The 19,168-nt window shown below is 45.6% G+C and carries 27 protein-coding genes; 13 read left to right on the forward strand and 14 right to left on the reverse strand.

Annotated features, from left to right (window positions below):
* Positions 1 to 5: 5 nt before the first annotated feature.
* Positions 6 to 1,058: a phosphotransferase gene (locus VJ374_RS08900; protein WP_329468517.1), complete on the reverse strand. Its 1,053-nt coding sequence runs from the start codon at positions 1,056 to 1,058 to the stop codon at positions 6 to 8.
* A gap of 23 nt (positions 1,059 to 1,081) precedes the next feature.
* On the opposite strand from VJ374_RS08900, the gene VJ374_RS08905 reads away from it, so the two are divergent.
* From VJ374_RS08905 to VJ374_RS08915, 3 genes are all read left to right on the forward strand, one after another.
* Positions 1,082 to 1,480: a VOC family protein gene (locus VJ374_RS08905; RefSeq protein WP_023468461.1), complete on the forward strand. Its 399-nt coding sequence runs from the start codon at positions 1,082 to 1,084 to the stop codon at positions 1,478 to 1,480.
* A gap of 122 nt (positions 1,481 to 1,602) precedes the next feature.
* Entirely contained in the window at positions 1,603 to 1,944 is a 342-nt protein-coding gene (locus VJ374_RS08910) for a PadR family transcriptional regulator (protein ID WP_023468462.1), read from the forward strand.
* Complete coding sequence (locus VJ374_RS08915; protein ID WP_326933877.1) at positions 1,941 to 2,285, forward strand: DUF1048 domain-containing protein; 345 nt, start codon at positions 1,941 to 1,943, stop codon at positions 2,283 to 2,285. The genes VJ374_RS08910 and VJ374_RS08915 overlap by 4 nt, the downstream gene beginning before the upstream one ends.
* Positions 2,286 to 2,334: 49 nt before the next feature.
* Here the strand turns inward: VJ374_RS08915 and VJ374_RS08920 are convergent, their stop codons facing one another.
* Genes VJ374_RS08920 through VJ374_RS08940 form a run of 5 tightly spaced genes read right to left on the reverse strand, consistent with a single transcriptional unit; the run spans position 2,335 to position 4,158 of the window.
* A complete protein-coding gene (locus tag VJ374_RS08920) occupies positions 2,335 to 2,688 on the reverse strand; it encodes a hypothetical protein (RefSeq protein ID WP_214723383.1) in 354 nt (117 codons plus the stop codon).
* Positions 2,685 to 2,900, reverse strand: coding sequence for a helix-turn-helix transcriptional regulator (locus tag VJ374_RS08925; protein WP_023468465.1), 216 nt, complete (start codon positions 2,898 to 2,900; stop codon positions 2,685 to 2,687). Before VJ374_RS08925 ends, VJ374_RS08920 begins: the two co-directional genes overlap by 4 nt.
* Positions 2,901 to 2,956: 56 nt before the next feature.
* Positions 2,957 to 3,412 (reverse strand): GNAT family N-acetyltransferase, encoded by a 456-nt coding sequence (locus VJ374_RS08930; RefSeq protein ID WP_329468524.1) that lies wholly within the window; start codon positions 3,410 to 3,412, stop codon positions 2,957 to 2,959.
* A gap of 16 nt (positions 3,413 to 3,428) precedes the next feature.
* Positions 3,429 to 3,773, reverse strand: coding sequence for a DUF3147 family protein (locus VJ374_RS08935; protein ID WP_251133302.1), 345 nt, complete (start codon positions 3,771 to 3,773; stop codon positions 3,429 to 3,431).
* The gene (locus tag VJ374_RS08940) at positions 3,754 to 4,158 is read right to left on the reverse strand and encodes a MarR family winged helix-turn-helix transcriptional regulator (RefSeq protein ID WP_329468529.1); all 405 of its coding nucleotides are present in this window, start codon (positions 4,156 to 4,158) and stop codon (positions 3,754 to 3,756) included. The genes VJ374_RS08935 and VJ374_RS08940 overlap by 20 nt, the downstream gene beginning before the upstream one ends.
* A 142-nt stretch (positions 4,159 to 4,300) precedes the next feature.
* On the opposite strand from VJ374_RS08940, the gene VJ374_RS08945 reads away from it, so the two are divergent.
* On the forward strand, positions 4,301 to 4,588 hold the full coding sequence (locus tag VJ374_RS08945) for a hypothetical protein (protein WP_329468531.1): 288 nt from the start codon (positions 4,301 to 4,303) through the stop codon (positions 4,586 to 4,588).
* A 12-nt stretch (positions 4,589 to 4,600) separates the two neighbouring features.
* Positions 4,601 to 5,368 (forward strand): nucleotidyltransferase domain-containing protein, encoded by a 768-nt coding sequence (locus VJ374_RS08950; RefSeq protein ID WP_329468533.1) that lies wholly within the window; start codon positions 4,601 to 4,603, stop codon positions 5,366 to 5,368.
* On the opposite strand, the gene VJ374_RS08955 is transcribed toward VJ374_RS08950, so the two are convergent.
* Positions 5,357 to 6,040, reverse strand: coding sequence for an SAM-dependent methyltransferase (locus VJ374_RS08955; protein ID WP_329468536.1), 684 nt, complete (start codon positions 6,038 to 6,040; stop codon positions 5,357 to 5,359). The genes VJ374_RS08950 and VJ374_RS08955 overlap by 12 nt on opposite strands.
* Before the next feature lie 210 nt (positions 6,041 to 6,250).
* Between VJ374_RS08955 and VJ374_RS08960 the strand changes: the two genes are divergently transcribed.
* Positions 6,251 to 6,886 carry a homing endonuclease associated repeat-containing protein gene (locus VJ374_RS08960; RefSeq protein WP_329468538.1) on the forward strand — a complete coding sequence of 212 codons (636 nt, stop codon included), beginning with the start codon at positions 6,251 to 6,253 and terminating at the stop codon, positions 6,884 to 6,886.
* Positions 6,887 to 6,934: 48 nt separating this feature from the next.
* On the opposite strand, the gene VJ374_RS08965 is transcribed toward VJ374_RS08960, so the two are convergent.
* Genes VJ374_RS08965 through VJ374_RS08975 form a run of 3 tightly spaced genes read right to left on the reverse strand, consistent with a single transcriptional unit; the run spans position 6,935 to position 8,195 of the window.
* On the reverse strand, positions 6,935 to 7,345 hold the full coding sequence (locus tag VJ374_RS08965) for a DUF4362 domain-containing protein (RefSeq protein ID WP_290773927.1): 411 nt from the start codon (positions 7,343 to 7,345) through the stop codon (positions 6,935 to 6,937).
* A gap of 18 nt (positions 7,346 to 7,363) precedes the next feature.
* Positions 7,364 to 7,870, reverse strand: coding sequence for an SRPBCC family protein (locus tag VJ374_RS08970; protein WP_329468543.1), 507 nt, complete (start codon positions 7,868 to 7,870; stop codon positions 7,364 to 7,366).
* Positions 7,842 to 8,195: an ArsR/SmtB family transcription factor gene (locus VJ374_RS08975; RefSeq protein ID WP_329468545.1), complete on the reverse strand. Its 354-nt coding sequence runs from the start codon at positions 8,193 to 8,195 to the stop codon at positions 7,842 to 7,844. Before VJ374_RS08975 ends, VJ374_RS08970 begins: the two co-directional genes overlap by 29 nt.
* Before the next feature lie 148 nt (positions 8,196 to 8,343).
* On the opposite strand from VJ374_RS08975, the gene VJ374_RS08980 reads away from it, so the two are divergent.
* Positions 8,344 to 9,198: a LysR family transcriptional regulator gene (locus VJ374_RS08980; RefSeq protein WP_329468547.1), complete on the forward strand. Its 855-nt coding sequence runs from the start codon at positions 8,344 to 8,346 to the stop codon at positions 9,196 to 9,198.
* On the opposite strand, the gene VJ374_RS08985 is transcribed toward VJ374_RS08980, so the two are convergent.
* The gene (locus VJ374_RS08985; RefSeq protein ID WP_329468549.1) at positions 9,186 to 9,812 is read right to left on the reverse strand and encodes a hypothetical protein; all 627 of its coding nucleotides are present in this window, start codon (positions 9,810 to 9,812) and stop codon (positions 9,186 to 9,188) included. The genes VJ374_RS08980 and VJ374_RS08985 overlap by 13 nt on opposite strands.
* Positions 9,813 to 9,930: 118 nt before the next feature.
* Here VJ374_RS08985 and VJ374_RS08990 point away from each other — a divergent pair, with 118 nt between their 5' ends.
* The 3 genes from VJ374_RS08990 to VJ374_RS09000 all read left to right on the forward strand — a co-directional run bounded on the left by VJ374_RS08990 (position 9,931) and on the right by VJ374_RS09000 (position 12,610).
* Entirely contained in the window at positions 9,931 to 10,698 is a 768-nt protein-coding gene (locus tag VJ374_RS08990; protein ID WP_329468551.1) for an SDR family NAD(P)-dependent oxidoreductase, read from the forward strand.
* 62 nt (positions 10,699 to 10,760) lie between these two features.
* A complete protein-coding gene (locus VJ374_RS08995) occupies positions 10,761 to 11,558 on the forward strand; it encodes an SDR family NAD(P)-dependent oxidoreductase (protein WP_329468553.1) in 798 nt (265 codons plus the stop codon).
* Positions 11,559 to 11,584: 26 nt separating this feature from the next.
* Positions 11,585 to 12,610 (forward strand): phosphotransferase enzyme family protein, encoded by a 1,026-nt coding sequence (locus tag VJ374_RS09000; RefSeq protein ID WP_329468556.1) that lies wholly within the window; start codon positions 11,585 to 11,587, stop codon positions 12,608 to 12,610.
* Positions 12,611 to 12,627: 17 nt separating this feature from the next.
* Here VJ374_RS09000 and VJ374_RS09005 read toward each other — a convergent pair whose 3' ends face one another.
* Positions 12,628 to 13,875, reverse strand: a complete 1,248-nt coding sequence (locus VJ374_RS09005) for a polysaccharide deacetylase family protein (RefSeq protein WP_329468558.1) — start codon at positions 13,873 to 13,875, stop codon at positions 12,628 to 12,630.
* A gap of 192 nt (positions 13,876 to 14,067) precedes the next feature.
* On the opposite strand from VJ374_RS09005, the gene VJ374_RS09010 reads away from it, so the two are divergent.
* Together VJ374_RS09010 and VJ374_RS09015 are read left to right on the forward strand one after the other, a co-directional pair.
* On the forward strand, positions 14,068 to 15,483 hold the full coding sequence (locus VJ374_RS09010) for an NAD-dependent succinate-semialdehyde dehydrogenase (protein WP_308101653.1): 1,416 nt from the start codon (positions 14,068 to 14,070) through the stop codon (positions 15,481 to 15,483).
* Between the two features lie 156 nt (positions 15,484 to 15,639).
* The gene (locus VJ374_RS09015) at positions 15,640 to 16,095 is read left to right on the forward strand and encodes an NUDIX hydrolase (protein ID WP_313490656.1); all 456 of its coding nucleotides are present in this window, start codon (positions 15,640 to 15,642) and stop codon (positions 16,093 to 16,095) included.
* Positions 16,096 to 16,106: 11 nt separating this feature from the next.
* Here VJ374_RS09015 and VJ374_RS09020 read toward each other — a convergent pair whose 3' ends face one another.
* Positions 16,107 to 16,526: a carboxymuconolactone decarboxylase family protein gene (locus VJ374_RS09020; protein ID WP_035407609.1), complete on the reverse strand. Its 420-nt coding sequence runs from the start codon at positions 16,524 to 16,526 to the stop codon at positions 16,107 to 16,109.
* A gap of 119 nt (positions 16,527 to 16,645) precedes the next feature.
* Between VJ374_RS09020 and VJ374_RS09025 the strand changes: the two genes are divergently transcribed.
* The gene (locus VJ374_RS09025; protein WP_035407606.1) at positions 16,646 to 17,077 is read left to right on the forward strand and encodes an Lrp/AsnC family transcriptional regulator; all 432 of its coding nucleotides are present in this window, start codon (positions 16,646 to 16,648) and stop codon (positions 17,075 to 17,077) included.
* A 52-nt stretch (positions 17,078 to 17,129) separates the two neighbouring features.
* Here the strand turns inward: VJ374_RS09025 and VJ374_RS09030 are convergent, their stop codons facing one another.
* Positions 17,130 to 19,145: a Na+/H+ antiporter gene (locus tag VJ374_RS09030; RefSeq protein WP_329468565.1), complete on the reverse strand. Its 2,016-nt coding sequence runs from the start codon at positions 19,143 to 19,145 to the stop codon at positions 17,130 to 17,132.
* Positions 19,146 to 19,168: the final 23 nt, after the last annotated feature.

The raw sequence follows: 19,168 nt of genomic DNA on the forward strand, positions 1-19,168 counted from the left end.
TATGCTTATCTTACCGACATCCACTTGATCCAGAGATTCCGGTCGTGCGCTCGTAATTCTTTTACTGTTAAAACGACTTGTTCTGTTCCAAGTACTCGTTCCGCTTCAGGGATCCCACTTTTCCCGAGTGAGCGCTCCACATTAAAATTCAGCCAGTCCAGCTTTCCTTGAACACTGCTATCGATGACGTGTGTCCAGTCGACATCAGGCAAACGTTGGTTTGTCGCGTAACCGTCAAGAAATGCGTTAAATCGAACGCGGTCAAACGTATTGTTTTCCTGCTTCGACCAATAACAGGCTGTCTCGAACACGTCGACGGCTCGATGGATCAGACCCGCAGACTCCCAGTCAATTAGGACTGGACCCGTTGGTGTCCAGAGGACGTTCTTTGGATCGAGATCACGATGACTGACGATCCAGTCTACTGGCAGTTGTTTCTGTGCTTTCTGTGCTAATCTTTCAATTCGTTGCAAATGTTCCTGCTCTTCCATGAATAGCTGCAGCCACTTTCCTTGCTGCCGTTTTCCTTCTTCTAAATGACCGTTCCAATCGATTGAAGTACTTGAGGTATCCGGCTTTATAAAGCCAGTCGTCGCTATAGAAAGACCGTGAAATCGTCCTAATTGAACTCCGATTTGTCGTGCATGTGCCGGTCGAAGCTGGTCGGTTGATAACGTCTTGCCATCAATCCAGTCAAACAAAAGGTAATCCGAGCCGTCAATCGTCTGTACCGCTTGATCGTTGATGCGACGTGCTGGTAATGCTGCTAGGTGAAATGACGCTTGCATGGCGACATCTTCTGACATTTTAAAATTTTTTCGCGCTTCAGTCCGTTGCATGATGTCGGGATTCAATCGTTTTAAGAAGTAAGATCCAGTCGTCGTCTGTAATCGCCATGTCTCATGCATGAGTCCGCCAGTCAATCGTACAGGTTCGCTAATCATTTGCCCTATTGTAAAACGTTCACAAATCAAATTCATCGTTTGTTGCATCATATTCTCCATTTCGTTCGTTCCAACCGATCCGTGAAATGCTACACTAGTCTTACATGATTTCATTGAACTCGAAGGAAGGTTTTAGTATGAAACAAATTCATCACATCTGTATTCAGACGACGGACTACGCTGCGTCTAAACATTTTTATGAACAGCTTGGGTTCTCCCTCGTTCAAGAGTCACCTGGTTTTCACGACCGCGCCTTTAACAGTTGGTTACGTCTCGGTGACTTCTATATCGAATTGCAAACACCCAAATCGGGTCAGCCGTTCACTGATTATACAAAACAAGCAGCGGGTCCCGTCCATTTCGCACTTTACGTTGACGACTTGCAAGAAGAAGTAGCACGCCTCGAACGACTCGGGATGCCTTTCCTACCGAAACACGGCGGAAACATCTACTTCGTCGTCGATGGTCATCTCAGCAAATTAAAAGCACCCGAAGGAACAATCATCGAATTACGGGATACGTTTGCGATCTCTTAATTTCGATTCAACCGCCCATAATAAGGCGGTTTTTATATTGTCCAAATCAGTACTTTGTGTTACTATATAGTGGTAGTCGTTAATACTAAGTAGCTGATTTATTAAGTATCGAGGTGAATAATTTGGAAAATATCACAGAATTGCTCAAAGGTATACTTGAAGGATGTGTACTTGAGATCATTAGCCGCGGTGAAACTTATGGTTATGAAATCACTCAACAGTTACGTCAACTCGGATTCTCAGATGTCGTGGAAGGTACAGTCTATACAATCACGATGCGCTTAGAAAAGCAGCAGCTCGTTCATATCGAAAAAAAAGCATCAACAATGGGACCTCCTCGAAAATTTTATACGCTAAACGAAGCAGGACACGATCGTTTACGTATCTTTTGGGAAAAATGGGCGTTCGTATCTGACAAAATGCAAGAACTGCAGCAGTTAAAACAAGAAGGGAGTACGAGATGATGAGAATATTCGAGCGGATCACCGGTAGTATGGAAGCTAAACGAGAATGGCGGTCGATGGAGAAGCGGGCTAAATCTCTTCCTCCTCGCTACTATGAGGCTTATCAAGCGATTCAACGCTATTTAAATGTCACGGGTGGACTAACGAGTTGGCAAAGTAGTCATCGTGTACTGACCGTCGTCCTCGAGTTGATGGAACAAGCCGCCTTCGAGCAAAAACCAGTGACAGATTTCACTGGAGAGGATGTTGCTGCGTTTTGTGATGAGTTAGTGAAGGACGAGCAGTCTTGGCAAACATCGTACCGTCATAAATTGAATGAAACCATTCGTCAGAATTCATGAAGATGCAAAAAGTAAAGGGATGTATCCGCCACATCCCTTTTTTTATTCATCAAATCCGTCGATTGACAAACCATAATGCGATTGGAAAGAACAAGATTTGTCCTCCTAATGCAAGTAATAAAGCAAATTGAATGTCTTGAATGACCGACAGATTAACGAGTACCAAAATCAAGTAAAGATAACCGATACTAATTAAATAGGCGATATGTCCACTACGTATTTTGACCTCGTTTTGCCGCTCATCATACGGTTCGTCCGGTGAGAAACTCACCGCTGTGATGCGTGAGGCAATACCTGCTAAAATCAGGACGATACCAAGCATTTTCATTTCTGGGATCTCCATCGTCATGTATATCCCTATTCCAATTAACGCAAGATCCAACAATATATTTAATCGCTTCATTCTATTCCCTCCTCGTTCGTTCGATTCGGTGTAAAGATGTCTTCGATTCGCCGTTCAAACAGATCAGCTAGTGAAAACGCGAGGTCGAGTGACGGATTATACCGCTCTTTTTCGATGGAAATGACCGTCTGACGCGACACGTTCAATCGTTTTGCCAGTTCGCCTTGCGACCAACCTCGTTCTTCGCGCATCTCCTTGACCTTATTTTTCATGATTTCACCTCGTAGTCCCACTATATGTAAATAACATACCACCTGTCAAGTTTCCTTTACACCCTCTTCATACGCTCCCACATGATATACCGATCGTCTCTCCCGACCTGAATCAATCCCGCTTTTTCGAGTACTCGGATTGATGCTTGATTCGTCGACTCCGTCTTCGCAAGTACCCCTGTCACTTCCGTTTGTTCAAACGCCCATTCAATCAATGCTTGAACTGCTTCCGTCGCAAACCCTTGATTGAGATACGCTGGTAACAGACCATAACCGATTTCGACCGCTTGTCGTATGTCCGGCTTCCCCTTGAATCCGATATCCCCGATTACTTGACCATCCTTTGTCATGACGAGCCAGCTGCCCCAGTATAGTAGCGAGGGATCTGACGCTATTGACATCAAATGATGCTGAACTTCCGGTCCGTTATCGTAGTGCTGTTGTTGTAAAGGTGTCACGTCATTCGCTATACATGGATGAAGCGTCAATCGCTTTGTTTGAAGGGTTATCATTACTTTGTCTCCTTTTTTAGGTTTGCCACCACTGTTGTAGGTAACGTTGGATATACCAACAAACGATAAAAAGACTTGTTGCACCGAGTATACTGTAAAAAACAGGAATCCCTAAGCGAATTAACCCATATAAGACGGCAAGCAATAAGAACGTCGCTGGTAATCCGAGTAACACACTCTTTAAAAATGTACTCAGTTCTGCCCGTTCACTTCCCTGTTTAACGAGCCAGGCAAAGCTGATCAAACTGACTACGGGCAACGCGGACAACACACCACCCAGTGACGGTGAACGCCGGGCGACTTCCGTGACGAGACCGATGACCAGTGCGCTCGACAGCACCTTAACGAGAAAAGCAGTCATCTGCCGCCTCCCGCAACAATCGAAACGCCTGTTCAATCGCCTGTTGGTCTGTTTTTGACATCGTAGCAAGGACTTGATTCAACCGTTCAGGATCGAGTTCCGTATGACGACGAACGATTGTATCTCCTAAGTCTGTCAAACCAATCGTCACTTGGCGTTGGTCTTCTGGATTCCGTTTTTTTTCGATATAGCCTAATCTGTCCAACTTTTTGACGTGCTCGGACGTCGTATTATGTGAGAGGCGAAATGCCTCGGCAATCTGCTTGATCGTCGGACTCACCGCAAATTGAATGTATTGCAAAATACGCACACTTTGGTGAGACAGGTTTTCCTCGAACCTAGGATGTAGTTGATAATAGATTTTTGCAAAATCAGCTGAAATCATGATGCTCCCCCTTATATCGTATAATCCGAATATATCGTAAATTACGATATATAATCAGAGAAAGAGGTATTTTCATGAAAAAAGTGTTAGCTACTATCGTATTGATCATTCTTTTCTTAGTGGATGCTTAGCGGAGACGACGATGACAACGACAGACCTCATCGCGGCAGAAGCCATTGAACAAGATCAAGACGTCATCCGCTTGAACGATCGCGTGTATCGACTAGATCAGGTCGTAATCGTCTCGATTCTTTCTTTGACTCCTGGACTACGTATCCAAAAAATAGCATCCGAAAAGACGCTCGAGGACGGCATGGCAACTCATCTTAAGAGCGGTACGGTCATCTATCAAGAAAAAGATGATACGATGTTTATATATGTGCAGCGAAACAAGAAGTGGTATCGCTATCAATCCATTCCTGAAGGATGAGGAGGAAGACAGATGCAGTATCCAACGACATTGGGCACGAAAAATGGCTACATCCACAATCCAACTTCCGCTGAAGCGATTCCTGTCCGTTATCGTGCCGTGATTCAGGACGTCGTCGCCTATGTACAAACCTTATCCGCGTTTCATGGCGTGTACTTGTATGGCAGCGTCGCCAAAGGAACGGCGCGTCCCTTTGAATCCGACCTCGATTTTACACTGATTTTGACAGAACCGTTGACGGAAGAAGAACACATGCAGTTAGATGAACGGACAGAACATTGGCTGACGAACTATCCATTTGTCACCAAAATCGATTATGACATCGGTCTGCTTGGCGACGTCATACGGGATGACGAAGCACTTCGCTGGGGCGTCTGGTTGAAGTCCGTCAACTTATTTTTGGCAGGCGAAAATCTCCAAAGTCGATTTCCGTCCCTTCGTCCGACATGCGCTCTTGGTTTCGCGTTAAACGGTGGGTTATGCGAACAGTTGAAAACTGATTTATTTCTCCTAGAAACAGGTCAGGTCGCTCTTCTTGATTCGGATTCAATCGTGAAACGGATTGTTCGGAGCGCCTATCACCTCATCTTAGAGAAAGATCAAAGCTTCGTGCATGACCTAGAGACACTCCGACCGATCCTGTTTCATTATTTTCCTAACGAACCGTGCTTTTTGTCACTGTTCGCCGCTTACGATACGCAACAAATCGTCTCGCTGGAAGATGTCCGTTATTTTATTGATTGGTTCTCAACTCGGATGTCGGACGAGTCAATTCTTTAATCGAAACAAACCGGTCCACAATCCAGCATGATCAAATAATGCCTCTGGATTGTCGACGGGTTTCATTTCCGTTAGTTCGATGATGTCGAATGCATCGAATATGGAGAGTAATCGCTCTTTCGTATAGCCAAGTCCACCTTGGAGACTATTTTCCTGATAGACTTCCCAGTCCGTCAACGTCGATCCGCCAAGCGGTCCGCCCGCAATAAAACAGGTCAGCCCAAAATATCCTCCTGGTCGTAGCATCTCTTTCAGTCGCGTCACGTAGGTCAAACGGCGATGTGGCGCCATATGGTGAAAACAGCCTGAATCGTAAATGAAATCATATGTATTCTGTTCCGTCGTCTCTAGAAAATCTTGCTTTCGAAACGCAACATGCGCTCTAGTCTGTTGTGCTTGTTCCGTTGCCCATTCTAACGCGGTTGCTGAAAGATCCAGTCCTGTCACCGAGAAATCGTGTGTTGCGAGATAGATCGCATTTCGCCCCGGTCCTGTTCCGAGATCTAGAACGTCATCTGGCGAGATCCAACCCTGTTCGACGTAGCGAACTAAGTTCTCATCAGGAATATTCTTAAAAAACGGGACCGGTTTCTTCCGATCTTTATAAAACTTGTCCCAAAACGGTCCTGGTTCACGCAGTCGCGCATCGAGCATCTTTAAAATATCCTCCATCGTATCAATCGTCTAAATTTCTGTCCTTGATCAGTCACCCCTCTTTTCTTCTATAATAAAATATTCGTATATCACCTCTGATTCCCCTGTATTTCCTGGATGAGAATGCGCTCTTTTTCTTACCTTACGATATTGTTAGTATGTTCTCGAAATCGCTCATGCTACACTAGCCTGTAATTGAAACAACCATTCAAAAGGGAGATATCTTGCATGCGTCAACATCCGACTTCCACTTCTACCTTAGCAACGGATGAGAAGATCATCCGCTTGATTCAAGGTCTTCATCAAATGCACCATTCACCTATGAAAGCTACCCATTATCAAAAGTTAGCGGCTCAACTTCCTTACCCATCACTTGAAGAAATCAATGCACGATTCGGCTCGTGGGCACACCTTTTAGAGAAAGCTGGCATCATCAAGGCTTCCCATTTATCGACGAAAGACCGGATGACGTTGAATCGCCCGGCTGCGGTCAAACGAACGAAACGGTGGTCAATCGAAGAAAGCGTCGCCTTTTATGTCGCACAAAAAGGAACGAACATGACGATTCGCTCCTACACGGAATTACGGGATTTACATCCAGAGATGTTAAGTGCGAATACGATCATTCGTCGGTTCGGTACGTGGAAAAAAGCCTTAGCACACTTCGACCTCACCTCGAACGGTTTCTTCACTGACCAAGACTGCCTAGAAGCACTTAAACAAGCTGCAGAAACTCATGGACCGCTATTGACGAGTCAGCAGTATGCTAAGTGGGCACGTGCGCACCAAGCACCTTCACTGACTTTATTGATTGAACGTTTTTCAAGTTGGCGTGAAGCTTTGCGTCGTCTTGATAGCGAATAAAAAGGATCGTGCCCGCTGATTATTTCGACGGGACACGATCCTTTTTGATTATTGTTTTGGTAATCGTAGCAATTCATGATCCGTTCCTTCAGCGCATTTACTTAACGCATAGATTGCCTCTTGCTTCACGATCGTTTTATCGAGTTGCTGACAGACTTCATTCTTTCGATCGTCGTCTGTTGAACCGAACTGATCACGTGATGCATCAGACGAATACTGATACGTCTTGCCGTCATACTCGACGTCATACACAATCGGATCTCCCTCGGTCGTGTAGGCTGTGATGCGAATCTGATCTGATTTTCCTTGCTTCGACTTATTCAAAAAAGACTCGAATCGGTCGCTGTTCTCAACACCTTTCTGGACGATGATGTCGCCGTTCTCCTTTGCCTCTTCCATCGTGTACTTTCCGCAACCTACTAAGAATAGGATACATAAAGCCAAACCGATCTTCCGCACCAAAACATCGACTCCTTCTTACTGTTTCGTCAATAGGTGATCTAGGCGATACAGTTGCGACGTGAAACCTTCCTTCATTCCCATCCCCAGCACTTCTTGCACAGCTGCTTCCGTTTCGTAGGTCGATTCAAAGACGATCAAGGTCGTTTCTCCATGGTCAATGAATGTCGTGACATTTTCACTACATGGTAAATTTTCAGAGATAGCTCCTGACGCGTCGGAGAAGTAATCGGCATGACTATAGGTGTTCGGGGCATCGATATGTCTAAAAATTGCTTTCCCCCACGACTCCATGCCATAAAAATCACCTTGTGTCGGATCGACACACCGCATGCAATAATGCCAAACGCCGTCCGGTTGAAATTCGAACGATTTGATTGTCGTCTCCCAGCCTTCTGGTCCCCACCAGGCTTCGAGTTGCTCTTTTTCCGTGAATGCGGCAAAGACGATTTCTCGCGGTGCCTCACAAACCCATTCCATTCGTAGCACCTTACCATCAATCGATGTCTTCAGTTCCTTTTTCATTCGTCTCGTCTCCCTTCGCGGATGATTGCATCCGCTGCAAATGTTCATCTAGACGATACATACGTGCTTCCATCTGAGCCAATGTGTTACTCCACGTGACAAGTTCTCGAAAAGCTTCTGGACGAAGGCTATACAAGCGACGATTCGCCTGCCGCTCGACAGTGATTAGTTCTGCGTCAAGCAACAGCTTTAAGTGCTTCGAGGTTTGCGGTTGGCGTAAGTGTAGTTGATCGGCTAACTCATTGACGGAGCGAGGACCATTTCGTAATGCTTCGATGAGTTGTAATCGTATTGGGTCACCGAGTGCTGAAAATCGTGCGGACATCCGCTCGTTCATATCCGTTCACCTCTTTATTTTATACATTCCCAATTCAGAATATTCCAAACTAAGAATATAAAAAGTGCAAAATGATTGTCAGACGCGTTCAAATAACGTACGTTCTAAACAACCTGTATGAAAAGAGCGTGAACCAATGAAGACCGAATGGATGGAAGCATTTCTCGTCACTGCAGAAACCGGAAGCCTGACGAAAGCAAGCGAGGTACTGCATATGACGCAACCAGCATTAAGCAAACAAATCAAAAGCCTTGAGAGTGCACTCGAAGTTTCACTGTTGCATCGATCAGCACATGGTGTCACGTTGACGCCTGCAGGCGAAATCGTCTTTGACGAAAGCCGTGAATTGCTTGACCGGATCGATCAGATGAAACGACGAATCGGTACGATCGACGAACGGACGACCCTGACGCTCGGATCATGGCCAAGCGTCGCGATGACGTATCTCCCCCGTCACGTCTCGCGTCAAGCGACGGCCCCGGATCTCAAGTTGAAGACGGCGCATACGACGATCGATTTGATGCAAGGTCTTGAAGAACGGCGATACGATGCTGTCTTACTCGACGATCGTCACCATGTCCATCCGTATCATACGACGCATTTGTATACGGAGAATTTTTTGCTTTACGTGCATCAAGACGATGAACGATTCGCGGGCTGTACGTCTGTGGCGTTTGAGCAAATTCGTGACGCCTCTTTCTTATCGCTTCCGATCGATTGCGATTCGACGAACATCCTAAAGGACGCGTTCATCGAGCGAGGTGCCGTCTATCAAGCAGAAAACGAGATGGAATTCGGATCGAGCGTCCTCGGTTTCATCCGTGCAGGACTTGGTATCGCTCTATTGCCGGAGATTTTCCAAGATGGACTGTCACCTGAAATCAAGACGTTACCGGTCGACGGGTTTGATGTCGTCCGCGAATTGTCACTCGTCTCACGAGACGCCTCCCATCATGCCATCCTGCTTGATTTACTCGGTCAGTCGCGTTGAAGATGCACTTGTAGTTCATTCCTTAGATCATCGACCTGATCTTGCGAAATCTCTGAATCCGGTGTCTCGCCGTAACGGACGAGATGATAGATCGACGGATCGAGCGTGACATCAATCCGTTGTAACCATTCGCCGACCGTCTCTTCAGAGCGGCGGCGTTTTTGTCGTGTCAGCTGCCGATCGAATGTTTGTAAAAGCCGGCGAATCTCTGACTCTGATTCTTCACCGACAAATGTTTGTCGTGTCGAACGATTCTGTGTAAACACTGGAGGCGGATCCATGAGATCGTCGACTACACTCTCCTGTTTGCGCCGTTTTCGTAAACGCTTCAAGAAGTAGCGTACACTGAAGAGGACAATCAGTAGTATGACAAGACCGACGACGCCATAAAAGGTAGCCACTCCTAATGCATCCTTATCCGCAAATCCCTCGCTTCGTACATCTATCTTTTGTTTGGTCGGTTTACCTTCTTCTCCTCCTCCATTAACTATAATTTGGGCTTGAGAAGTTGCTGGATCATAAAAGAAATAACGGTAGACTTCCGTTCCGACCAATTGAATAGCTAAAAGACTCACGAGTGCTATACATAATGTCATAACTAAACCACGCTTCATCTCATCCCTCCTTTTCAATATTTTACCATTATCATTTCGGAATGCATTGATTTTTCTTTCTTTTCAGTCTATTTTTTATTAGAGTAAGTGATAACTCTCATTTAAAGGACGTGACATCATGTATCTTCCTAGTTTTTCGTTAACGAATCAAACATTTCTCATCACCGGAGCTGGGCGAGGCATTGGACGGGCACTTGCTATCGGGATGGCAGAAGCTGGTGCCGACATCATTCTCGTCGCCCGGACGGAACGCGACTTAAAGGAGACAGCGCAAGAAATCGAACGACTCGGTCAAAAAGCTTACGTTTTCCTGTGTGACATCACTGACCGGAAACAAGTCGTCGAGACGGTGGCTCGAGCTTATGAACAAGTGCCGCAGATCGATGGGCTCGTCAACAACGCCGGGATGAACATTCGCTCGAAGGCACTTGACGTAACGGAAGACGAGTGGGAAACGATCCAACAGACGAATCTGAAATCCGCTTTCTTCTTTGCTCAAGAAATCGGGAAACGGATGCAAGAGACAGGTGGAAGTATTCTCAATATCGCCTCCGTCGCGGGGCACGTCGCTTTACGGACCGGTGTCGTGTATGCGACGACGAAGGCGGCGATGATTCAGATGACGAAGGTATTAGCCCTTGAATGGGGACCACAAAACATTCGTGTCAACGCGATCGGACCGTGGTATTTTAAAACACCGCTGACGGAACCCTTACTAAAAGATCCTACATATCTGCAGGAGATCGTTGACGTGACACCACTCGGTCGGGTGGGTGAATTAGAAGAGCTCGTTGGTCCAGTTGTCTTCTTATCATCTGCCGCTGCCCGTTACGTGACGGGACAAACACTTTATGTTGATGGCGGGATGACGATTAAAGGTTTTTAAAACAGAAGAAGACGGATGCGCATCTGCCCATCCGCCTTCTCATATCTGAAAGGAGTTTCATCATGCCAAAACGTATTGCACTCGTAGCTGGTGCCTCCCGTGGCGCCGGACGTGGCATCGCTTATGCTTTAGGTGACGCCGGAATGATTGTTTACGTCACGGGACGAAGTACGAATGAACAGACGACGGACAATCGTAGCGAGACGATCGAAGAGACGGCTGCTGGTGTCACGGCACGCGACGGACTTGGCATCCCGGTCGTTTGTGACCATACAAGTCTTGATGATATCGATCGTCTCATTCAGCAGATCCAACATCAACATGGTCGAATCGATCTCCTCATCAATTGTGTATTCGGTGGTTCGGAAAGCCACTTGCCGTCCGGAACCGGACGACGGTTTTGGGAGCGACCACCGGAACATTGGGACGCGATGATGTCCGCCGGACCAAAAGCGTATTTGTGGACGATTCGGGCTGCGATGCCATTACTGCAACAGAGTCCAGCCGCGCTCGTCATCAATTTGACGTCATTCACACCAGATCAGGTGGCCGGAAATCTTTATTATGATTTGGCGATGCAAACGATTAATCGGATGACGCACGTCATGGCGCAAGAGTTAGCTCAAACAACTATCTCTGTCATCGCGCTCTGCCCCGGTTTCATGCGGACCGAACGGGTTGTCGATGCCGGTTTCGCGAGTGCCGCGACTGAATCGACGACCTATATCGGACGAGCCGTTACAGCGCTGATGGCGGATGACGATGTTAGACGTTATTCTGGACAAGCCATCTTCGTTGCCGATCTCGCGAAGACCTATCACTTTACGGATCAGGACGGGACGCAGCCACTACCGTTTTGACCTATACCGTCAGAGGAGTGTAAACTATGTGTCCTGAAGATAATCAATTGATTTCGCTCGCTTTATCACGATTTGGGATTTCATATGATTCTGCTCTAGATCATTCAATCTCTTTATCGACTTTCGGAATTCATGGTGACAAACATTATCGAATAATCTGTAATAGTAACGCTTATTCTTTACGCCTTCTTGCGGATGATCGATATAGTTCTGAGACAGAACTTGCCTCTGCATCTGATTTGAATCAGCAATTATACGTAACTGATAGGATACGTGAACACGGACTCCCCTTCATGAAACGCGTTCAACCGACAACTGACTCAAATACATTTTCAATGATTCAGGATGATGCTGGTCAAGCATGGCGCTGTGTCCTCTTTGATTGGATAGACGGCACACATATTACTGCACAAACCAAATCATCAGCGTCAAAAATGGGTGCGTTGCTAAGACAACTACATGATATACCGGTCGATTCGCAATTTTCTTTTCCGGTCGTTGACCATACCGTCGCCTATCAAAAATGGCATCATGATTTATCAAAGGTGGATACTGTCATCACCTCAATAGAACAACAAAGGTTAGGTAACTATCTCGATCTCGTCCAGTTTCATATCTATCAGGCACAACGCAGATCGAAGAACGATATGCTACCTGTTTTATCAACAGACCTCAATGCACTAAATATCTTATGGAGGAACGATCATATCGTCGGAATCGTTGATCATGAACATATCGGTTACTCTGATCGTATACAAGACCTCGCATGGATCCTTAAATGGTATGCACGAAATGAAGGGATTCATTCTTTTAGCGTGTCTCCTGAACTAGTGCAAGCGATTTTAGAAAACTATGACATGAATATTTTTGATCACGATGATTTTGTTCGACTTGAATCCTTACTCTGGCTTTCGGGTTGTTTCAATTTCCATTTCGTCCAACAAACGTTCAACCTTTTATCTGATTCTATCGTTACAAACGAGGAATTGAGCAATCACCTAGAACGTTACCTTCAAAGAGGAAAAGCTCTCGTCTCACTACTAGCAAGATGATCAATCGAAGGACCAGGTCACTTCCGTTCCGGTCGTACTGAATCAAAGACCTCTTTCGCATCAAAGAATGGATCGAGTACGCTCGTCTTTCCAGCAACGGCTTGGCGTAAACGAATCCCATCAACGTTGATCCGGGCTTGGCGGAAGTAGTCGGGACCAATTTGCTTCCACGCATGTTGACTCGCATCGACATTAAAGAAATAGCGGAACCCGCTATCGATGAGCAAACGATATTTCTCACCCGAATAATCGTGCCAATCCCCGACATCACTGCCGTACGGATAAATCAATTGCGTCGTTTTTCCGATCAGCGGTGCAACGTCTTGTTTGTAGCGTTTAAGATCCGCGCGAATCGTCGTGACTGATTCTTTCCCGACCCAAATATGTCCGTACGTATGACTCGCGAACTGCCAGCCGTCCTGTTTTAATGCGACAGCGGTCTGCTTCGCTTGATTTCGTGCCGTTTCAACCTTTTCATTGTGTCCGTATTGATTGTAGGAGGAACGATAACCGAGCACCCCGTTGTAACCTGTGATGCCGAGCAACCCTTTTGCTCCTTTATAGGAAAAGTCAGGATGAGACTGGACGAACGCATCAACGAGCGGTACGAGATCATAAGCACCATCCGGCTTTCCGACCATCTCGTTGACGATTTTACCATCCTTCACTTTCAAATTCTTCGCAAATCCATCCCCTTCCATGTATTCATAATAATTGACGTCGTCCTGAGAAAGAACGAGCGGTTGTTTTCCTTTTGGTAAACGGACGGGTGTCTCGACGATCTTCCCGTTCATCTCTTTTGCTAAATCCGTCGGTCGGACGAGTACATAGTTGTTTTTGTACAATGCATCCAAGATTCGTTCGAACTCCTGTTGCGTCACCATGTAATCATCGTATCCTGCTTCCTTCCGGTCGCCGTCAAATGCTCGTTTTGGATCGGCAATCAATGAATGGAAAAAGAGATGCGGCACAGGTTTCGTCACAGGCAGGAGCGCCTGCTTTTTCTGTTCGTATTCTTTCGTTCTTTGTATCGTCTCTTTTGTGCGTACAGGTTTTAATACCTTGATTGCTCGCTCATAATCGTACTGGGCAGCGTAACGCTCAGCACGCTGTATCGTCTTTTCTATGTATGCTTGCTGAGTAGCTTGCCTTTTTTGTTCAGTTTCTCGTGGTTTTTCAGACTTTTTCTCGGCGACTTCGCTTCCCCCACATCCACTTAGTAGTAAACTTAGCACCACACCGCTAATGATCCAGTTCCGTTTCATGTCTTTCGACTCCTTCATTAATTTTGACATTTTCATTCTCTATTATTTTAACTGTTCCCGATTGTTCAGTCGATTAACTATTTTTCGAGTCATTCCGTTTCGTTATGACTGTCCATCCAAAGCGGAACTTCCGTTCACTCGTCTTGAGGTGTTTAATAAAGAACGTAACGAAATTCACGGAGGTGCAACAAGATGATTGAAAAGAACTTAATTAATGGGGAATGGTACGATAAGTCAGAAACGATTCCGGTCTATGACCCAGCAACGAAAGCATTGCTCGGACATGTTCCGGCAAGTTCAGCGGAAGACGCACAACGTTCCGTTGACGCAGCGAGCGAAGCATTCGTCAAGTGGTCAAACGAAACAGCAGACACACGTGCAAATTTAGTCGATGCCTGGTATCGCTTGATCAATGAACACCGCGAGGAACTCGCCCGAATCATGACGACGGAACAAGGGAAACCGTATGTCGAAGCGCTCGGTGAAGTCGATTACGGCAATCAATATGTTCGTTGGTACGCTGAAGAAGCACGTCGGATTTACGGTGAAACGATTCCGGCTTCCGTTCCAGGAAAGCGACTGTTCGTCGAAAAAGAACCGGTTGGTGTCGTTGCAGCAATCACACCGTGGAACTTCCCGGCAGCGATGATCACACGTAAACTCGCACCGGCTCTTGCAGCAGGTTGTACGATCGTCCTTAAACCATCGGAAGAGACACCGTTTACGGCACTTCGCCTCGTTGAACTAGCAGAAGAAGCAGGTATCCCCAAAGGTGTCATCAACGTGCTAACAGGTGATGCAGCAACCATTAGTGGCGTCTGGCAAGCAGATTCCCGTGTTCGCAAAATCACGTTCACAGGTTCAACAGCCGTTGGGAAATTGATCATGCGCCAAGCAGCCGATACGATGAAAAAATTGTCACTTGAACTCGGTGGTCATGCGCCATTCATCGTCACTGAAAACGCAGATCTCGACAAAGCCGTCGAAGGTGCGATGCGCTCGAAATTCCGCAACGGTGGTCAAGCGTGTGTCGCAACGAATCGTTTCTACGTGCAAGCATCGGTTCTTGACGCATTCACAGAAAAGTTCACAGCTGCCGTCAAACAATTACAAGTCGGTAACGGCATGGACGCTGATTCGACAGTCGGTCCATTGATTAATGCGAAAGCCGTCGCGAAAGTCAAAGCACACATCGATGACGCTGTCGCAAAAGGGGCAACAATTTTGACAGGTGGTACGATTGACGAAACAGTCGGCTATTTCGTTACACCAACGGTACTTGCAAATGTCACGGAAGACATGCTCTGCATGCAGGAAGAAACGTTTGGTCCGCTCGCACCGATCTCTGTTTTTGAGACACTCGATGAAGTCATCGAACGGGCGAACAACACACCATACGGACTTGCAGCTTACGCGTTCTCAGAACGCATCGATGAAGCGTTGCTGCTCGGAAAACGACTCGAATACGGAATCGTTGGTCTGAACGATGGCGCACCATCTGCTGCACAAGCTCCATTTGGTGGCTATAAAGAGAGTGGTCTTGGCCGCGAAGGTGGCGTCTACGGCATCGAAGATTATCTCGAGGTCAAATACTTGTCACTCGGTTAATCGATTAAAAATTTCGCTTGAAACAAACGATCTTTGCTCATAGGTCACCCCTCATTTCTATATCGAAATGAGGGTTTTTGTATGGCTGATGCTTGCATACGACATTTAAGGTATGATTGACATCGAACGATTTTAGGGGAAAGGAGCTACGGAAAAATGGATGTCATCACCTTCGGGCAGAAAGAACAGAATCAACACTACATCACGAGATCTGCTGTTTATGCGGTCATGTGCGACCCTCAAACAGATAAAATCGCCGTCATTCAAAAAAAGGACGGCAAGTTGTTTCTTCCGGGTGGCGGTATTGAGGCCAATGAGACGCCAGAAGAATGTTTAAAAAGAGAGGTACTTGAAGAAACGGGAATGGACGTCAATATCGGTGATTTCATCGGACGAGCCAATCAATATTTCTATTCACAAAATGAAACGACATATTATTTGAACGAAGGGCAGTTCTATCGTTGTGATGCTGGAGAGGAAGTACAAAGTCCAATCGAGGATGATCATGTCTTACAATGGATCGATCCGGCTGATGCAATCGATCATCTATTTCATGAACATCAAAGATGGACTGTTCAGAATGCACTAAAGAAAAAATATAAAAGTGTGTAAAAAAAGTAAAATCAGGGACTATCAATTGGCTGTAAATTCATGATTGCTCCGTAGTATTGAGATGCTGTACAAAACGTAATGAATGCACATAATTCACTGATTTCTGGAATAGTAAATGTTTCATTCATGAGTAAAAATATTGAATCAGGGATATTTCCTTTCACCTTTAAAAAAAGATCTGCAAATCCAGTTGCTAAAATCATTTTTTCATCCATCATTTTTTTCTTTGGCTTTCCTTTTGCCTTGCAATATGCACATCCATTTGATTGCGCTAATGTTCTTCTAACTTGTTCTTTCACATCCGAACTTAAGGCTCCCTCTTCAATCAAATCTTTTTCTAGCCTTGTCCAACTGGATAAGATTTTAGGATTATGACCTAGTAATTTTTGAAATGGTGTTTCTCCTATTTGGGATAAAGGTATTTTTGTCATTTTATTCACTCCTTCTACAATAATTTTATATAATGATTAAAAATTATCACATTTCATTTGAAACAAATATCGAACTAATACTTTATATCCAACAACTTATTTTAAAGGAGGATTTACATTTGAAAATCGATATGATTGATCGACAAATATTAAATGAACTGGCTCAAGATAGTCGACTGTCGATGCGTTCATTAGCTAAACGAATTAATTTATCAGCTCCTTCCGTAACAGAGCGTGTCCGACAAATGGAATCTTTTGGACTCATTAAAGAATACAGTTTAAAAATCGATTACGAAAAGCTAGGTTCTCCTATTGAATGTTTAGTAGAAGCAACCATTAAAGAAGGACGGTACGATTCATTTAAAAATCATATTCAGCAACTTACTAACGTTGACTTTTGTTATCGAATATCTGGTGATTCTTGCTTCATGCTAAAATTACATTTCCAAACGTTTCAAGAGGCAGAATTTTTTATAGAACAAATCCATCCTTATGCGCATACAGTTACTCGTTTTATTTTTTCAGAAGTTGGCACTCAAGTCGTGATATAAAAAAAGACAAGAAGAGCATTAAAAGTTTGCTCTTCTTGTCTTTTTTTAAATATTATTCAACGTATTCGTAGAGAACGACACTCTCGATATAGTGAATGAAGCGGCGTAACTCCTTCTCCTCTTCGTTCGAGAGATCCCCTTCTTTTGACATATTGGCGATTTCAAGACGCTGGACTTCGATGGCTTTCAAGCAGAGCTCTTCCTTCTGCTGATCGACGTCCTTGCCACCGATTGGTGATGACCAACGCGTATGTTTGAAACGAAGTCGTTTATAGAACTCAAGCACACTTTGAACGACGTCTGGTGGATAAGACGTGCGGCAATTCTCGAGACGTTCGATGACTGTGCCCATGACCTTTTCATACAGATCATGCTCGACTTGCGTCATTTGAATTAACGCATCCGATGACATGTTCGATCGTTTCCGTTTCCACCACAATTTACGAATCGGCTGGACGATCTGGAAACGCGAATCCTTACCGATCGCCTTGCGACGATTTTCAATCGAGCGGAAAACATCCTTTTTCAGCAGATCCGGCACCTTGTTCTCAGCGACGAAACGTTTTGATTCTTCCTTTTCCCACTGGACGGCTTCAAGACGAAGTGCCTTCAACTGATCATTGAATTGATCGAGCTCTTCTTGACTTTTTTCCTGCGCGCGCAACAACCGGAGCATCACATGATACTCATTGAGTAAATCAAACGCAACGACCGCATTGTCTTCGTCCGTCACTTGTTTGATCTCTGAGATCGCCCGGCGAATCATCCGTTGTTTTTGGGCATTCAGGTCGAGTGCGATCGGCGTTGCCGCCTCACCACGGTTCAATACCGGTAAGAGAATCGTCGCGAGAACGAGCGTATAGATGATGACACCCGCTGCAAGGAAGATAATCAATGAGCGTTCCGGGAAGGCTTCGCCGGACTCCGTCAAGAACGGTAATGACAAGACCCCGACCATCGTGATCGTTCCGCGAACCCCGACTAGTGTCGTAATCAAATCCTGCTTAAAGACCGGTCGACGATGATCGCGGTCCTCTTTTTTAAAGAACCGATGATCGAACCAATTGAAGAACATCGTCCAGACGAGACGGATCGCGAGAATGAATGAACCGATCTCGATGACATATAGCATCAGACGCCAGTTGTTGATCGCGTCATCCGCAAAAATCTCGCGTGTCGCTTCTGGCAACGTCAAACCGAGCAATAAGAAGATAATCCCGTTTAACGTATACGCAATCATCGTCCAGATGTTATCCGTCAACGTCTGCTCTTGCGCAAAGAACGTTTCTGTTCGTTCTTTGATCAAGGCATGCAAGATACCACCTGTGACGACGGCGATGACGCCTGATGCATGAAATCCTTCTTCAGCAACGAAGAAGATGATAAATGGTGTCAGGATTTGCAGTAAAGCGTAGAAGACGACATCTTCAATACCCGCTCGACGCAAGCGTACCTTGAGAAAGTTCATCGTGAGCGAAATCAACAATCCGATCAAGGCTCCAACGAAGAACATGTAAAAGAACTCTGTTGTCGCACTCTGAATCGAGAAGTAACCCGTGACAACAGCGGCAACAGCATAACTGAACGCGACTAATCCCGATGCATCATTAATCAGCGATTCTCCGCGAACGAGTGTCAAGATTTGTTCTGGAATCTGGACACGTTTTGCAATTCCGTTGACGGCAATTGGATCCGTTGGCGATAAGATTGCGGCTAAGGCAAACGCAGCAGCGACTGGAATGACCGGAATCAACCAATTGATGAAGTATCCTCCGACGATCGTCGTCAATAAGACGAGGATGATTGCATTACCGAAGATCGCTGTGCGCATCCGCCACAAATCTTCGCGTGGAAAGTGAGAGCTATCGTTATAAAGTAACGGAGCAATAAATAACAGGAGGAACCATTCGGATTCGACCTCAATCGTCAAGCCACTCATCAGGAGAGCAGCGACGGTTCCGGCAATGATTTGGATCAAAGCCGTTGGGATGAAACGGATGTAATGTCCGACGACTTGCGTCAGTAAGATGAGCGCAAGCATCAATAAAATCAGTGATAGTGTTTCCATGGAAGACCCCTTCCTCTATTGTT

It is taken from the genome of Exiguobacterium sp. 9-2, assembly GCF_036287235.1.
Classification (GTDB): Bacteria; Bacillota; Bacilli; order Exiguobacteriales; family Exiguobacteriaceae; genus Exiguobacterium_A.

Bases quoted from the DNA above. Each gene is read 5' to 3' on its own strand.
- VJ374_RS08900 (WP_329468517.1), bottom strand. From the start codon at position 1,058: ATGAAATCATGTAAGACTAGTGTAGCATTTCACGGATCGGTTGGAACG.
- VJ374_RS08905 (WP_023468461.1), top strand. From the start codon at position 1,082: ATGAAACAAATTCATCACATCTGTATTCAGACGACGGACTACGCTGCG.
- VJ374_RS08915 (WP_326933877.1), top strand. From the start codon at position 1,941: ATGATGAGAATATTCGAGCGGATCACCGGTAGTATGGAAGCTAAACGA.
- VJ374_RS08920 (WP_214723383.1), bottom strand. From the start codon at position 2,688: ATGAAGCGATTAAATATATTGTTGGATCTTGCGTTAATTGGAATAGGG.
- VJ374_RS08925 (WP_023468465.1), bottom strand. From the start codon at position 2,900: ATGAAAAATAAGGTCAAGGAGATGCGCGAAGAACGAGGTTGGTCGCAA.
- VJ374_RS08930 (WP_329468524.1), bottom strand. From the start codon at position 3,412: ATGATAACCCTTCAAACAAAGCGATTGACGCTTCATCCATGTATAGCG.
- VJ374_RS08935 (WP_251133302.1), bottom strand. From the start codon at position 3,773: ATGACTGCTTTTCTCGTTAAGGTGCTGTCGAGCGCACTGGTCATCGGT.
- VJ374_RS08940 (WP_329468529.1), bottom strand. From the start codon at position 4,158: ATGATTTCAGCTGATTTTGCAAAAATCTATTATCAACTACATCCTAGG.
- VJ374_RS08945 (WP_329468531.1), top strand. From the start codon at position 4,301: ATGACAACGACAGACCTCATCGCGGCAGAAGCCATTGAACAAGATCAA.
- VJ374_RS08950 (WP_329468533.1), top strand. From the start codon at position 4,601: ATGCAGTATCCAACGACATTGGGCACGAAAAATGGCTACATCCACAAT.
- VJ374_RS08955 (WP_329468536.1), bottom strand. From the start codon at position 6,040: ATGGAGGATATTTTAAAGATGCTCGATGCGCGACTGCGTGAACCAGGA.
- VJ374_RS08960 (WP_329468538.1), top strand. From the start codon at position 6,251: ATGCGTCAACATCCGACTTCCACTTCTACCTTAGCAACGGATGAGAAG.
- VJ374_RS08970 (WP_329468543.1), bottom strand. From the start codon at position 7,870: ATGAAAAAGGAACTGAAGACATCGATTGATGGTAAGGTGCTACGAATG.
- VJ374_RS08975 (WP_329468545.1), bottom strand. From the start codon at position 8,195: ATGTCCGCACGATTTTCAGCACTCGGTGACCCAATACGATTACAACTC.
- VJ374_RS08980 (WP_329468547.1), top strand. From the start codon at position 8,344: ATGAAGACCGAATGGATGGAAGCATTTCTCGTCACTGCAGAAACCGGA.
- VJ374_RS08985 (WP_329468549.1), bottom strand. From the start codon at position 9,812: ATGAAGCGTGGTTTAGTTATGACATTATGTATAGCACTCGTGAGTCTT.
- VJ374_RS08990 (WP_329468551.1), top strand. From the start codon at position 9,931: ATGTATCTTCCTAGTTTTTCGTTAACGAATCAAACATTTCTCATCACC.
- VJ374_RS08995 (WP_329468553.1), top strand. From the start codon at position 10,761: ATGCCAAAACGTATTGCACTCGTAGCTGGTGCCTCCCGTGGCGCCGGA.
- VJ374_RS09000 (WP_329468556.1), top strand. From the start codon at position 11,585: ATGTGTCCTGAAGATAATCAATTGATTTCGCTCGCTTTATCACGATTT.
- VJ374_RS09005 (WP_329468558.1), bottom strand. From the start codon at position 13,875: ATGAAACGGAACTGGATCATTAGCGGTGTGGTGCTAAGTTTACTACTA.
- VJ374_RS09010 (WP_308101653.1), top strand. From the start codon at position 14,068: ATGATTGAAAAGAACTTAATTAATGGGGAATGGTACGATAAGTCAGAA.
- VJ374_RS09015 (WP_313490656.1), top strand. From the start codon at position 15,640: ATGGATGTCATCACCTTCGGGCAGAAAGAACAGAATCAACACTACATC.
- VJ374_RS09020 (WP_035407609.1), bottom strand. From the start codon at position 16,526: ATGACAAAAATACCTTTATCCCAAATAGGAGAAACACCATTTCAAAAA.
- VJ374_RS09030 (WP_329468565.1), bottom strand. From the start codon at position 19,145: ATGGAAACACTATCACTGATTTTATTGATGCTTGCGCTCATCTTACTG.